The sequence below is a fragment of the Variovorax sucrosi genome (assembly GCF_051216635.1).
GTDB lineage: Bacteria > Pseudomonadota > Gammaproteobacteria > Burkholderiales > Burkholderiaceae_C > Variovorax.
Genome location: NZ_JBPJZU010000001.1, coordinates 595,898 through 609,205 on the forward strand (window position 1 = coordinate 595,898; position 13,308 = coordinate 609,205).

Genomic DNA, 13,308 nt, shown 5'->3' on the forward strand with positions numbered 1-13,308 from the left:
GCGCCCAGGGTGGCGCGCTTCAGCGAACGCGCATGCCAGGCACCGCGCCCGGCCACGGCTCGAGCACGTGAATGCCCGGCGCGGCCTTCTCGTCGGCGTGGCTGGCGGCCAGCACCATGCCTTCGCTGACGCCGAACTTCATCTTGCGCGGCGCCAGGTTGGCGACCATCACCGTCAGCTTGCCGACCAGTTGCGCCGGCGTGTACGCCGAGGCGATGCCGCTGAAGACGTTGCGCGTCTGCCCTTCGCCCACGTCGAGCGTCAGGCGCAGCAGCTTGGTCGAGCCCTCGACCGGTTCGCAGTTCACGATCTTCGCGATGCGCAGGTCGATCTTGGTGAAGTCGTCGATGCCGATCGTCGGGGCGATGGCTTCACCACCCGGCAGCGCGTCGGTACTGGCGGCAGCGGGCGCGGCCACTTCGGCGGGTGCCTCGAACAGCGTGTCGAGCACCTTCGGATCGACCCGCTGCATCAGGTGCTTGTATTCGCCGATCGCATGGCCCGGCGGCAGGGCCACGGTGGCGTGCGCCCATTCCAGCGGCTCGATGGCCAGGAAGCGTTCGACGCTCTCCGCCAGCGCCGGCAGCACCGGCTTCAGGTACAGCGTGAGCAGGCGGAAGGCCTCGATGCACACGGTGCACACGTCGTGCAGGCGCGCTTCCATGCCTTCCTTCTTCGCCAGTTCCCAGGGCTTGTTGGCGTCGACGTATTCGTTCACCCGGTCGGCCAGTGCCATGGTGTCGCGCAGCGCACGCGCGGTGTCGCGGCCGTCGTAGAGCACGCGCAGGGCTTCTGCGTCGCTGCGCAGCGTCGCGAGCAGCGCGGCGCCGTCGTCCGACACCACACCGAGCTTGCCACCGAAGCGCTTGCCGATGAAGCCCGCCGCGCGGCTGGCGATGTTGATGTACTTGCCGACCAGATCGCTGTTCACGCGGGCGACGAAGTCCTCGGGGTTGAAGTCGATGTCCTCGTTGCGGCCGCTGAGCTTGGCTGCGAGGTAGTAGCGCAGGTGCTCGGGGTTGAGGCCGATCGACAGGTACTTCAGCGGGTCGATGCCGGTGCCGCGGCTCTTGCTCATCTTCTCGCCGCTGACCGTCAGGTGGCCGTGCACGTAGATCGCGTTCGGCGCCTTGCGACCGCTGAAGTGCAGCATCGCCGGCCAGAACAGCGTGTGGAAGGTGATGATGTCCTTGCCGATGAAGTGCACCTGCTCCAGCTCGGGGTCGGCCATGTACTCGGTGTACGAGATGCCGTCACCCGCGGCTTCGACGCAGGTCTTGTCGAGCAGGTTCTTGAGCGACGCGAGGTAGCCCACCGGCGCGTCCAGCCACACGTAGAAATACTTGCCGGGCGCATCCGGAATTTCGATGCCGAAGTAGGGCGCGTCGCGGCTGATGTCCCAGTCGCCCAGGCCGCCCTTGCCTTCGTCGTCCTTGTAGAGCCACTCGCGGATCTTGTTCTGCACCTCGGGCTGGACATGGCCGGGTGCGGCGGTCCAGTCTTTCAGGAAGGCCTCGCAGCGCGGGTCGGACAGCTTGAAGAAGAAATGGTCGGAGCTGCGCAGTTCGGGCTTGGCGCCGGTCAGCGCCGAGTACGGGTTGATCAGCTCGGTCGGCGCGTAGACGGCGCCGCACACCTCGCAGTTGTCGCCGTACTGGTCCTTCGAATGGCAAACCGGGCATTCGCCCTTGATGAAGCGGTCGGCCAGGAACATGCCCTTCTCGGGGTCGTAGAACTGCTCGACGCTGCGCGTCTCGATCAGCCCGGCGGCGCGCAGATCGCGATAGATCGCCTGCGCCAGGTCGTGGTTCTCCGGCGAATCGGTCGAGCTCCAGTTGTCGAAGGCGATGTGGAAGCCGTCGAGGTAGGGCTTGCGGCCGGCCGCGATCTCGGCGACGAAGGCCTGCGGCGTCACGCCGGCCTTGTCGGCCGCGATGGTGATGGCCGCGCCGTGCGCGTCGTCGGCGCAGACGAAGGCCACGTCGGCGCCATGCATGCGCTGCGCCCGCACCCAGATGTCGGCCTGGATGTATTCCATGATGTGGCCGATGTGGAACTTGCCGTTGGCATAGGGCAGGGCGGTGGTGACGAAGAGCTTGCGCGGGGCGGACATGGGAGAGGGCGCTTTCGAGGAGAGGGCAAAGGCAGCCGGCCATTTTAGGCGGCTATGCTTTGCGCATCGATTCACCGAAAGCTGCCGATGACCACCACCATTCCCGCCACCCTGATCGCCGGCGACGGCATCGGCCCCGAAATCGTCGACGCCACGCTGGCGGCCTTCGATGCGCTGAAGGTCCCGTTCGAATGGGACCGCCAGGTCGCCGGCCTCGGCGGTGTGCAGCAGGCCGGTGACCCGCTGCCGGCCGCCACGCTCGACAGCATCCGCCGTACCCGGCTCGCGCTCAAGGGGCCGCTCGAAACGCCCTCGGGCGGCGGCTATCGTTCGTCCAACGTGCGGCTGCGCGAGGAGTTCCAGCTCTACGCCAACCTGCGCCCCGCGCTCACCGTCATTCCCGGTGGCCGCTACGACAAGATCGACCTGGTGGTGGTGCGCGAGAACCTCGAAGGCCTCTACATCGGGCACGAGCACTACGTGCGCATCGACGACGACCCGCACGCCGTGGGCATGGCCACCGGCATCAACACCCGCCAGGGCTGCCACCGCCTGCTCGAGTACGCCTTCGACACCGCCATCGCCACCGGCCGCAAGAAGGTGACGCTGGTGCACAAGGCCAACATCATGAAAGTGCTGACCGGCCTGTTCCTCGAGACCGGCCTGCGCCTGTACGAAGAGCCGCGCTACAAGGGCAAGTTCGAGCTCGAGACCATGATCGTCGACGCCTGCGCGATGAAGCTGGTGCTCAATCCGTGGCAGTTCGACATGGTGGTCACGACCAACCTCTTCGGCGACATCCTGTCCGACCTGGTGGCCGGCCTGGTCGGCGGCCTGGGCATGGCGCCGGGCGCCAACATCGGCGCCGACGCGGCGATCTTCGAAGCGGTGCACGGCTCGGCACCCGACATCGCCGGCAAGGGCATCGCCAACCCGACGGCGCTGCTGCTGGCCGGTGCGCTGATGCTCGACCACTGCAAGCTGATCGACCAGGCGACGCGCCTGCGCCGCGCGATCGACGAGACGCTCAACATCGACAAGGTGCGCACCGGCGACCTGGGTGGCACGGCCAATACGGCGGCCTTCACCAGGGCGCTGGTGGCCCGCATCGGCGGGGCGAACTGAGTGTCGGACGCGTCCGCGGCGCGGCCGCTGCCGATCCTCTCGCTGCTGGAAACCCGCGTGCTCGGCGTGCTGGTCGAGAAGCAGCGCACCGTGCCCGACAGCTATCCGCTGACGCTCAACGCCGTGCTGTCCGGCTGCAACCAGAAGACCAGCCGCAACCCGGTGCTGGAGGTGAGCGACGCGCAGGCCCAGGCCGCCGTCGACAGCCTGAAGGCCTACAGCCTCGTCGACGAGAGCAGCGGCGGCCGGGCTTCGCGCTACGCCCACAACATGGACCGCCTGCTGCGTATTCCGTCGCAGTCGAGCATCCTGCTCACGGTGCTGATGCTGCGTGGCCCGCAGACCGCCGGTGAACTGCGCATCGCCAGCGAGCGCATGCACAACTTCGCCGACATCTCGTCGGTGGAGGCCTTCCTCGATGAACTGGCTGAACGCCCGGCCGGCGCGCTGGTGATGAAGCTGCCTCGCCTGCCCGGCGCGCGAGAGAGCCGGTGGGCGCATCTGCTGAGCGGCGAGCCGGTGATCGAAGACATGCCGGCCAGCGCTGGTGCGTCCGGCGCCGATGTGTCGCTGGGCGAGATGGCGGCGCTCAAGGCGAATGTCGGGCGTCTCGAAGCGGAACTGGGCGACCTGAAAGCGCTGGTCAACCGCATCGCTGCCGACCTGGGCATGGCGACCGGCAGTTAGGTCGCTAAGTCGCGGGCCAGCCGAAGAAGCGGCACACCGCATCGCGCTGCGCCAGCGTGTCGGCGCGGCCCAGGGCCATCAGTTCGCGCGTGAAGCCGGGTTCGAAGAGCAGGTAGCTCGCGAGCGCAGCGCTGCGCGCGGGTGACTTGCCTTCGCCCGGGCCGGTGCCGCTGGCCAGCAGGCGCCGCACCACGCTGGGCAACGCGTCGGCATGGCGTGCGGCGATGGTGTCGATGCGTTCCGACGGTGCGATCAGCAGCAGTTCGATCGGCCGCAGGTGCGTGCCGGCGCGGGCCTCGGGCGGAATGAGCGCCAGCGTGTCGTTGATGCGGCGCACGCGTTCCACGTCCACCCCGAGCGCGTCGAGAAAGATGCTCGACATCGCATGGCCGGCGATCTGCGCCAGCGTCGGCTCGCCGCGCAGTGTGTGGGGGCTGTCGGCGTCGAAGGGCTCGTTCATGCGACCGGCGCCGACGGCCAGGATGCGCTCCGCACCGAGGTGGATGGCGGCGGCGGTCGGTGCGGTCTGGCGCATCGAGCCGTCGCCGAAGTATTCGACATGCCCCTGCATCGGCAGTGCCGTGGCCGGGAACACGAAGGGGATCGCCGACGACGCCAACAGGTGCGCATGCGTGATGCGGTCGGCCACGGCCTTGCGTTGCGAGCGCGTCCAGGGCGCCATGGGTTGGCGCGCTTCGAAGAAGGTCACGTGCTCGCCCGAGCTGTAGCTCGACGCGGTCACGGCCAGCGCGTCGAGGTGGCCGTCGGCCAGCAACCCGGGCAGGCGATCGAAGGGCACCATGCGCGCCAGCAGTTCGGCCAGCGGCGCGTTGTCGAGCAGCGAGCGCGGCTTGAGCTTCATCCAGCGCGCCAGCAGCTGGCCGACGCCGAGGATCAGGCGCCAGCGCGCCGCCGCATCGAGCATCGCGAAGGTGTCGGTGCGGTAGACCTGCTCGATGCGCAGGCGGCGCCAGACCTCGGCCATGCGCTGCACGGCGGCATCGAAATCGTCCGCACCGCAGGCCAGCGCGGCGGCGTTGATGGCGCCGGCCGAGGTGCCGGTGATGATCGAGAACGGGTTGCGCCCCGCCGCCAGGCCGGCGCCGCGGCGCAGCTCGGCAACCGCCTCGAGCACGCCGACCTGGTAGGCGGCGCGGGCCCCCCCGCCGGTGAGCAGCAGCGCTGTGGCAGGCAGTGAGGGCATTGGGGTGGAGGTGGGGCGGGGCATGGATCGGCACGTAGACTACCCCGATTCAGGAGTTGTCAATGGCAGTCACGCAAGCGGTGATTCAGGATGCGCTCACGGCGGTCCTCGATCCCAACACCGGCAAGGATTTCGTCAGCACCAAGGCGCTGAGGAACCTGCAGATCAGCGAAGGCGACGTGTCCTTCGATGTCGAGCTCGGCTACCCGGCCAAGAGCCAGCATGCGGCGTTGCGCAAGGCCTTCGTGGCGGCGGCGCGTACCGTGCCGGGCGTCGACAACGTGTCGGTCAACATCACGACCAAGGTGGTCAGCCACGCGGTGCAGCGCGGCGTGCAGTTGCTGCCCAACGTGAAGAACATCGTCGCCGTGGCCTCGGGCAAGGGCGGGGTCGGCAAGAGCACCACCGCCGCCAACCTGGCGCTGGCGCTGGCGGCCGAAGGCGCTTCGGTGGGCCTGCTCGACGCCGACATTTACGGCCCCAGCCAGCCGATGATGCTGGGCATCGACCGCCGCCCCGAGAGCGACGACGGCAAGACCATGGAGCCGCTGGAGAACTACGGCGTGCAGGTGATGTCGATCGGCTTCCTGGTCGACCAGGACGAAGCCATGATCTGGCGCGGCCCGATGGCCACGCAGGCGCTGGAGCAGCTGCTGCGACAGACCAACTGGAAAGACCTCGACTACCTGATCATCGACATGCCGCCCGGCACCGGCGACATCCAGCTCACGCTGAGCCAGCGCGTGCCGATGACTGGCGCGGTGATCGTCACCACCCCGCAGGACATCGCGCTGCTCGACGCCAAGAAGGGCATCAAGATGTTCGAGAAGGTGGGCGTGCCCATTCTCGGCATCGTCGAGAACATGGCGGTCCACGTGTGCTCCAACTGCGGCCACGTCGAGCACATCTTCGGCGCCGACGGCGGCAAGAAGATGGCGGCGCAGTACGGCATGGACTACCTCGGCGCGCTGCCGCTGGACATCAACATCCGCCTGCAGGCCGACAGCGGCAAGCCCACGGTGGTGGCCGACCCCGATGGCGAGGTCGCGGCCATCTACAAGGCGGTGGCGCGCACCGTCGCGGTGGGCATCGCCGAGAAGGCGAAGGACTTCTCGGCCAAGTTCCCGACGATCACCGTCAGCAAAGACACCTGAACGTCGGCGCGGCGCCATGAACGTCCTCGCGTCCATGCGCTACCTGGCGGCGCTCAACGAGCACCGCCACTTCGGCCGAGCCGCGCAGGCCTGCCACATCACGCAGCCGGCGCTGTCGAACGCACTGCGCGCGCTCGAAGGCGAGTTCGGCGTGCTGATCGTCAAGCGGGGCCGCGCCTTCGAAGGCTTCACCGTCGAGGGCGAAGCGGTGCTTGCCACCGCGCAGCGCATGCTGCAGGAGCAGGAACTGCTGCGCGAGCGCCTGCGCAGCGAGGCCGGCCAGCCCCGCGGGCGCTTGCGGCTGGCGGCGGTGCCGACCGGCATGACCATCCTCTCGCGCTTCGCCATCGCGCTGCAGAAGCGCCACCCGGGCGTGGCGCCCACGGTGGTGTCGCTGAGCTCGCTCGAAATCGAGACGGCGCTCGACAGCATGTCGCTCGATCTCGCGCTCGGCTACACCGACCGCACCCGCGTGCGCCACGTCAGCCTGGCGGTCTGGCCCCAGTGCGTCGAGACCTACTACCTGGTGCAGCGCAAGCCGGGTCCGGTGCGGGCCGGCCGGCCGGTGCGCATCGGCGAACCGATCGGCTGGGCCGAGGCCGCCACCCTGCCGCTGTGCCTGCTCACCCCCGACATGCACAACCGGGCGATCGTCGACCGCGCCTTCAAGGCGGTCGGCCTGCGCGTCGATGCGGCCATGGAAACCAATTCGATCCACACGCTGGCCAGCAGCGTCGGCGCCGGCGCGCTGGCGTCGGTGCTGCCGCAGGCCGCACTGGAGCTGCTCTCGCGCGACGACGGCCCCTATGAGGCGCGCCCCTTGATCGCGCCGCTGCTGGAGACGCCCCTGGGCTTCATGACGCACGCCAGCGACCGCATGACGCGCGCGCTGCAGGCGGCGGTCGACCTCGCGGCCAGTTCCGAGTGGCTGGAAACCTTGCAGCCCGGTGTGGCTGGCAAGGCCCCGAAGCGCGCCTGAGTGCCCGGTCGGCCTCGCGGCTGGCCCGCCTTTGAGAACCTTTCGCATTCATTTCTGAATTGAATCGGGCCATGTCTCGATCCAATTGGATGCAAATTGTCACCAATCGTAGACTCCGCGCGCCCCGACGGTCGAAACCTTGACCGGATCGAGGGACAAAACCAACGAGGAGTGCTATGGCAGGATCATCTACGGGGGCTTTCAACGAAGCCGTCGCGACACCGGGGCAGTTCCCCTCCGCTGGGGACGGTGCTCCCGGTTGGCTGGACAAGGAACGCATCATCGCGGGCCCCGGCTTCAACCGATGGGTGGTGCCGCCTGCGGCCCTCGCGATCCATTTGTGCATCGGCATGGCCTACGGCTTCTCCGTGTTCTGGCTGCCGCTGTCGAAAATGCTGCAGACGGCCGGCACCGGCGCTGCGGCCTGCGGCAAGGACATGAGCTTCTTCGCCGAGCTGTTCGCCACCGGCTGCGACTGGCGCGTTGCCACGCTCGGCTGGATGTACACGCTGTTCTTCGTGTTCCTCGGCTGCTCGGCCGCCCTCTGGGGTGGCTGGCTCGAGCGCGCCGGCCCGCGCAAGGCCGGCGTGGTCAGCGCGCTGTGCTGGTGCGGCGGCATGCTGTTGTCGGCGCTGGGCATCTACACCCACCAGTTCTGGATGATGATCCTCGGCTCGGGCGTGATCGGCGGCATCGGCCTGGGCCTGGGCTACATCTCGCCGGTGTCGACGCTGATCAAGTGGTTCCCCGACCGCCGCGGCATGGCCACCGGCATGGCCATCATGGGCTTCGGCGGCGGCGCGATGATCGGTTCGCCGCTGGCGGTCGAGTTGATGAAGCACTTCGGCACGCCGACCGATGCCGGCGTGATGCAGACCTTCGTCGTGATGGCGCTGGTCTACTTCGTCTTCATGATGGCCGGCGCGCTCGGCTACCGCGTGCCGCCCACCGGCTGGAAGCCCGCCGGCTGGACGCCGCCGCCCGCGCAGACCAGCAACGCGATGATCACGCAGCGCCACGTGCACGTGAAGAAGGTGTGGGGCATTCCGCAGTTCTGGCTCGTGTGGGTCGTGCTGTGCATGAACGTGTCGGCCGGCATCGGCGTGATCGGCATGGCCTCGCCCATGCTGCAGGAAGTCTTCGGCGGCGGGCTGATCGACGTGCCGAAGAAGTTCGGTGAGCTCGACAAGACCCAACTCGCGGCGATCGCCGTGGTGGCCGGCGGCTTCACCGCGCTGCTGTCGCTCTTCAACATCGGCGGGCGCTTCGTGTGGGCCAGCCTGTCGGACAAGCTCGGCCGCAAGCTCACCTACACGGTCTTCTTCCTGCTGGGCGGCGTGCTCTACGCCAGCCTGCCGTCGTCGGCCGCGGCCGGCAACACGCTGCTCTTCGTGGGCGCGGTCTGCATCATCCTGTCGATGTACGGCGGCGGCTTCGCCACCGTGCCGGCCTACCTGGCCGACCTGTTCGGCACGCAGTTCGTCGGCGCCATCCATGGCCGCCTGCTCACTGCCTGGGCCACGGCCGGCATCCTGGGTCCGGTGGTCGTGAACTACATGCGCGAATACCAGCTGGGCCTCGGCCTGCCGCGCGAGCAGGTCTACAACCAGACCATGTACATCCTGGTCGGCATGCTGGTGATCGGCCTGATCGCCAACCTGCTGGTGCGCCCGGTGGCCGACAAGCACTTCATGAGCGACGCGGAACTCGCCGTCGAGAAGAAGCTCGCACACGAGAAGGCTGCCGCGTCCGAAGTGGGCAGCGGCTCGGGCCGCGCCGACAAGACGCCGACCATCGTCGTCGCGCTGGCATGGGCTGCCGTCGGCATTCCGCTGGCGTGGGGCGTGTACAAGACCTTGATCAGCGCAGCCAAATTCTTCCACTGAAGAAGCTGCAGCAATTGGCCGTGAGCCTTTCAGGGCCGGCGTCCCATGGACGCCGGCCCGAAGTCGTCAGGAGACCGCGATGAGCGAACAGAAGATCGAGTTCTACAAGGGCCCCGCCGGTGGCTGGGGCGCGCTGCGCAGCGTGACGAACGCGCTGCTCAGGCAGGACATTCCGGTGAAGGGCGCGAAGACGCTGCTGTCGGCCAACCAGCCCGACGGCTTCGACTGCCCCGGCTGTGCCTGGCCCGACCGCAATCACGCGTCGACCTTCGAGTTCTGCGAGAACGGCGTGAAGGCCGTCGCGGCCGAAGCGACCGCGCGCCGGGCCGGCCCCGAGCTGTTCGCCAAGCACACGGTGGCCGAGCTGGCGAAGCAGAGCGACTTCTGGCTCGAGGACCAGGGCCGCCTGACGCACCCGCTGGTCTACGACGCGGCCAGCGACAAGTACCTGCCCATCGCATGGGACGACGCCTTCGCGCTGGTCGCCCGGCATCTCAACGCGCTGCCCGACCCGAACCAGGCGATCTTCTACACCTCGGGCCGCGCCAGCAACGAGGCGGCCTTCCTCTACCAGCTGTTCGTGCGCGAGTACGGCACCAACAACTTCCCCGACTGCTCGAACATGTGCCACGAGCCGAGCGGCAGCGGCATGCGCCCGCAGATCGGCGTGGGCAAGGGCACGGTGACGCTCTACGACTTCGAGAAGACCGACGCCATCTTCATCTTCGGCCAGAACCCGGGCACCAACCACCCGCGCATGCTGGGCGAGCTGCGCGCGGCCCACAAGCGCGGCGCGAAGATCGTCAGCTTCAACCCGCTGCGCGAGCGCGGCCTGGAGCGATTCGCCGATCCGCAGGACAAGTACGAGATGGCGACGCTCACCTCGACGGCCATCAGCACGCACTACTTCCAGCTGCGCGTGGGTGGCGACATGGCCGTCGTCGCCGGGATGATGAAGCACCTGATCGACCGCCAGGACGCGGGGGAGTCGCTGCTCGACCTCGACTTCATCAGCGAGCACACCACCGGCTTCAGCGATGTGGCCGAGCGCCTGCGTGGCGAGACCTGGGCCGTGCTCGAAGAAGAGTCGGGCCTCTCCGAGGCGCAGATCCGCGCCGCCGCCGACATCTACGGCGCCGCGAAGAGCGCGATCTTCTGCTGGGGCATGGGCATCACGCAGCACCAGAACTCGGTGGGCACGATCCAGATGCTGGTCAACCTGCTGATGATGCGCGGCAACATCGGCCGGCCCGGCGCCGGCCCGTGCCCGGTGCGCGGCCACAGCAACGTGCAGGGCGACCGCACGATGGGCATCTGGGAGAAGCCACCGGCTGCGCTGCTCGACAAGCTGGGCGAGGTCTTCGGCTTCGAGCCGCCGCGCGCGCACGGCTGGGACACGGTCGAGTCGATCGCCGCCATGCGCGACGGCAAGGGAAAGGTCTTCTTCGCGCTGGGCGGCAACTTCGCGGCGGCCACGCCCGACACCTACGAGACCTGGAAGGCGCTGCGCCGCTGCGACCTGACGGTGCACGTCACGACCAAGCTCAACCGCAGCCACGTGGTGCACGGGCGCGAGGCGCTGATCCTGCCCTGCCTGGGCCGCACAGAGATCGACATCCAGGCCGGCGGCGCGCAGGGCGTGACGGTGGAAGACTCGATGAGCATGGTGCACATCTCCACCGGCATCAACCCGCCGGCGTCGGAGCACCTGCTGTCGGAGCCGGCGATCGTCGCGCGGCTGGCGGCAGCCACCCTCGGTGCGGTCGGCCGGAACAGCAGCAGCACGCCCTGGCTCTGGCTGGTCGAGGACTACGCCCGCATCCGCGACAAGATCGAAGCGGTGTTCGCCGACTTCAAGGACTTCAATCTGCGGGTGGCCGTGCCCGGCGGCTTCCGCCTGCGCAACACCGCGAGCGAGCGGGTGTGGACCACGGCGACGAAGAAGGCGAACTTCGTGGCGCATGCGGTGCCGCGCGACACGCCGTCGCACCGCGCCCGCGCGCGCTTCGCGGCCAAGGGCGATACCGTGGTCTTCACGCTGCTCACCACGCGCTCGCACGACCAGTACAACACCACCATCTACGGCCACGACGACCGCTACCGCGGCGTGTTCGGCCAGCGGCGTGTGGTGTTCATCCACGAAGCCGACATCCGCGCGCTGGGCATGAAGGACGGCGATTGGGTCGACATCCAGACGGTGTGGGAAGACGCCGGCGACGGCAATCAGGTTCGGCGTGCCGACCGCTTCAAGCTGGTGGCCTACGACATCCCGCGCGGCAACCTCGCCGCCTACTACCCCGAGACGAATCCGCTGGTGCCGCTGGATTCGGTCGCGCTCAATGCCGGCACGCCGGCTTCGAAGTCGATTCCCGTGATCCTCACGCCGCACACCGCACCGATCGCGGCCCGGGCCGACCACGAGGCCAGCGCCTACGCCATCGGCTAAGGTGTGGGCATGACCACCACCGGCATCGGCACCGACCTCGACCCGCTTTCTGAATCGATCCTGCGCGCGCTGGCCGACGCACCCCGCGAAGGCGGCGTGTCGCTGCCGCGGCTGGGCAAGCAGCTGGGGCAGGGCGCAAGCGTGCTGATGCGCCAGCTCACGCTGATGGGCGACGCCACGCTCGCGGGCGTGCGCGGGCCGGGCTGGGTGCGCGTGGTGCAGCTGGACGACCGCTGGGTGGTCCACCTCGAGGCGCCGGGCCGCGCCCTCGCGGCCGCGCTGCCGCCGCAGGAAGCGGCGTCGTGAACGCCGACGCACGCCCCGTGCTGCCGTCGCTGTCGCACCGCACGGTGCAGGTCTTCGGCGGCATGGCCGATGCCGATGCCGATGGCACGGCACGCCACGACGTGCTCGCGGCCGAGGTGCCGGTGGCGCTGGTCTTCAACGGCATCTCGCACGCGGTGATGATGGCGACGCCGCAGGACATCGAGGCCTTCGCGCTCGGTTTCGCGCTGAGCGAAGGCATCCTCGATGCCGCGGCCGACTGCCGCGGCATCGAGGTGAACACCGTCGCCGCCGCCGAAGCCGGCCTGCCGACAGGCGTCGACGCGATCGAGGTGCAGCTCGAGATATCCACCCGCAGCTTCGAGCGGCTCAAGGGCCGGCGCCGCAGCCTGGCGGGGCGCACCGGCTGCGGTGTCTGCGGTGTCGAGAGCTTCGCCGGCCTGGAGCTGCAGTCGGAGCCGCTGCCGCCCCATGACTGGGTGTCGCGTGTCGACCTGCCGACGGTGCTGCGCGCCATCGACGCGCTGCCGGCCTGGCAGCGCCTCAACGCCGAGGCGGGCGCCATCCATGCGGCCGGCTGGGCCACGCTGGAGGGCGAACTGGTCGCGGTGCTCGAAGACGTCGGCCGCCACAACGCGCTCGACAAGCTGATCGGCACGCTGGCCCGCATGGGTCGGCTGGGCGAGCCGGGCTTCGTCGTGCTGTCTAGCCGGGGCAGCCACGAGCTGGTGCGCAAGTGCACGCGCGTGGGCATCGCCGTGCTGGCCACGATCTCCGCGCCAACGGCGATGGGCGTGCACGTGGCCGAACTGGCCGGGCTGCGTCTGTGGGGGCTGTGCCGCGCGCCGCGTGCCGTGCTTTACGCCGGCGGCGGCGTGCCGGCGCCGTCCTGAGTCTCAGGGCTGTGCGTCCCAGCCGGCGGGTGCGGGCTGGGGCGCGCCATACACGCTGTGGAATTCGGAGCTGAGCGCCTGGAGGTCGAGGGGGTCGTCCAGCGCCTGGACCGGCGTGGCATCGAGGAAGCGCAGCACGCAATCGCCCATGGTGATGCTGTCGCCGTGCCGCAGCCGCCGTGTCCGCACGCGTACGTCGTTCACATAGGTGCCGTTGCGGCTGTTCAGGTCCTGCAGTCGCACGGTGGCGCCCTGGCGCGTCAGCACCGCATGATGCCGGCTGACGCTTTCGGCGTCGATCACGACACTGTTGAGCGACCCCCGACCCACCGTGGTCTGGCCGGTGTGCAGGGGCACCAGCTTGGTCAGTCCGCGCTGGTTGATGACGATCAATTTCGGCATGGCGTTCTCCGTCGGTCCTCGTTGCCTGCAATGTAGGGCGGGAAGGCCGAGAACCAAAGTTCGAACAGACGGGGGGAAGTGCCCCTTCTCGCGCCATTGCCGCCCCGCGGAACCTTGGTGCATCGGCTATCGTC

The 13,308-nt window shown here is 68.9% G+C and carries 11 protein-coding genes; 8 read left to right on the forward strand and 3 right to left on the reverse strand.

Annotation, left to right across the window (positions count from 1 at the left end):
* Positions 1 to 19: 19 nt before the first annotated feature.
* Positions 20 to 2,113, reverse strand: a complete 2,094-nt coding sequence (metG, locus tag ACSFBE_RS02795) for a methionine--tRNA ligase (RefSeq protein ID WP_435488827.1) — start codon at positions 2,111 to 2,113, stop codon at positions 20 to 22.
* Positions 2,114 to 2,200: 87 nt separating this feature from the next.
* On the opposite strand from metG, the gene ACSFBE_RS02800 reads away from it, so the two are divergent.
* Both ACSFBE_RS02800 and ACSFBE_RS02805 read left to right on the forward strand, forming a co-directional pair.
* Positions 2,201 to 3,238 (forward strand): isocitrate/isopropylmalate dehydrogenase family protein, encoded by a 1,038-nt coding sequence (locus ACSFBE_RS02800; protein ID WP_435488828.1) that lies wholly within the window; start codon positions 2,201 to 2,203, stop codon positions 3,236 to 3,238.
* A complete protein-coding gene (locus tag ACSFBE_RS02805) occupies positions 3,239 to 3,925 on the forward strand; it encodes a YceH family protein (protein WP_435488829.1) in 687 nt (228 codons plus the stop codon).
* Between the two features lie 4 nt (positions 3,926 to 3,929).
* Here the strand turns inward: ACSFBE_RS02805 and ACSFBE_RS02810 are convergent, their stop codons facing one another.
* The gene (locus ACSFBE_RS02810) at positions 3,930 to 5,129 is read right to left on the reverse strand and encodes a patatin-like phospholipase family protein (protein WP_435488830.1); all 1,200 of its coding nucleotides are present in this window, start codon (positions 5,127 to 5,129) and stop codon (positions 3,930 to 3,932) included.
* Positions 5,130 to 5,191: 62 nt separating this feature from the next.
* Between ACSFBE_RS02810 and apbC the strand changes: the two genes are divergently transcribed.
* The 6 genes from apbC to fdhD all read left to right on the forward strand — a co-directional run bounded on the left by apbC (position 5,192) and on the right by fdhD (position 12,772).
* Complete coding sequence (gene apbC / locus ACSFBE_RS02815) at positions 5,192 to 6,283, forward strand: iron-sulfur cluster carrier protein ApbC (protein WP_435488831.1); 1,092 nt, start codon at positions 5,192 to 5,194, stop codon at positions 6,281 to 6,283.
* A gap of 16 nt (positions 6,284 to 6,299) precedes the next feature.
* Positions 6,300 to 7,262: a LysR substrate-binding domain-containing protein gene (locus tag ACSFBE_RS02820; protein WP_435488832.1), complete on the forward strand. Its 963-nt coding sequence runs from the start codon at positions 6,300 to 6,302 to the stop codon at positions 7,260 to 7,262.
* Positions 7,263 to 7,438: 176 nt separating this feature from the next.
* Positions 7,439 to 9,148, forward strand: coding sequence for an OFA family MFS transporter (locus ACSFBE_RS02825; RefSeq protein ID WP_435488833.1), 1,710 nt, complete (start codon positions 7,439 to 7,441; stop codon positions 9,146 to 9,148).
* A 79-nt stretch (positions 9,149 to 9,227) separates the two neighbouring features.
* Entirely contained in the window at positions 9,228 to 11,594 is a 2,367-nt protein-coding gene (locus ACSFBE_RS02830) for an FdhF/YdeP family oxidoreductase (protein WP_435488834.1), read from the forward strand.
* Between the two features lie 9 nt (positions 11,595 to 11,603).
* Positions 11,604 to 11,900, forward strand: coding sequence for a hypothetical protein (locus ACSFBE_RS02835; protein WP_435488835.1), 297 nt, complete (start codon positions 11,604 to 11,606; stop codon positions 11,898 to 11,900).
* 62 nt (positions 11,901 to 11,962) lie between these two features.
* Positions 11,963 to 12,772, forward strand: a complete 810-nt coding sequence (fdhD, locus tag ACSFBE_RS02840; RefSeq protein WP_435488906.1) for a formate dehydrogenase accessory sulfurtransferase FdhD — start codon at positions 11,963 to 11,965, stop codon at positions 12,770 to 12,772.
* A 3-nt stretch (positions 12,773 to 12,775) separates the two neighbouring features.
* Here fdhD and ACSFBE_RS02845 read toward each other — a convergent pair whose 3' ends face one another.
* On the reverse strand, positions 12,776 to 13,174 hold the full coding sequence (locus ACSFBE_RS02845) for an FHA domain-containing protein (RefSeq protein ID WP_435488836.1): 399 nt from the start codon (positions 13,172 to 13,174) through the stop codon (positions 12,776 to 12,778).
* Between the last annotated feature and the right edge of the window lie 134 nt (positions 13,175 to 13,308).

Bases quoted from the DNA above. Each gene is read 5' to 3' on its own strand.
- metG (WP_435488827.1), bottom strand. From the start codon at position 2,113: ATGTCCGCCCCGCGCAAGCTCTTCGTCACCACCGCCCTGCCCTATGCC.
- ACSFBE_RS02800 (WP_435488828.1), top strand. From the start codon at position 2,201: ATGACCACCACCATTCCCGCCACCCTGATCGCCGGCGACGGCATCGGC.
- ACSFBE_RS02810 (WP_435488830.1), bottom strand. From the start codon at position 5,129: ATGCCCTCACTGCCTGCCACAGCGCTGCTGCTCACCGGCGGGGGGGCC.
- apbC (WP_435488831.1), top strand. From the start codon at position 5,192: ATGGCAGTCACGCAAGCGGTGATTCAGGATGCGCTCACGGCGGTCCTC.
- ACSFBE_RS02820 (WP_435488832.1), top strand. From the start codon at position 6,300: ATGAACGTCCTCGCGTCCATGCGCTACCTGGCGGCGCTCAACGAGCAC.
- ACSFBE_RS02825 (WP_435488833.1), top strand. From the start codon at position 7,439: ATGGCAGGATCATCTACGGGGGCTTTCAACGAAGCCGTCGCGACACCG.
- ACSFBE_RS02830 (WP_435488834.1), top strand. From the start codon at position 9,228: ATGAGCGAACAGAAGATCGAGTTCTACAAGGGCCCCGCCGGTGGCTGG.
- ACSFBE_RS02835 (WP_435488835.1), top strand. From the start codon at position 11,604: ATGACCACCACCGGCATCGGCACCGACCTCGACCCGCTTTCTGAATCG.
- fdhD (WP_435488906.1), top strand. From the start codon at position 11,963: ATGGCCGATGCCGATGCCGATGGCACGGCACGCCACGACGTGCTCGCG.
- ACSFBE_RS02845 (WP_435488836.1), bottom strand. From the start codon at position 13,174: ATGCCGAAATTGATCGTCATCAACCAGCGCGGACTGACCAAGCTGGTG.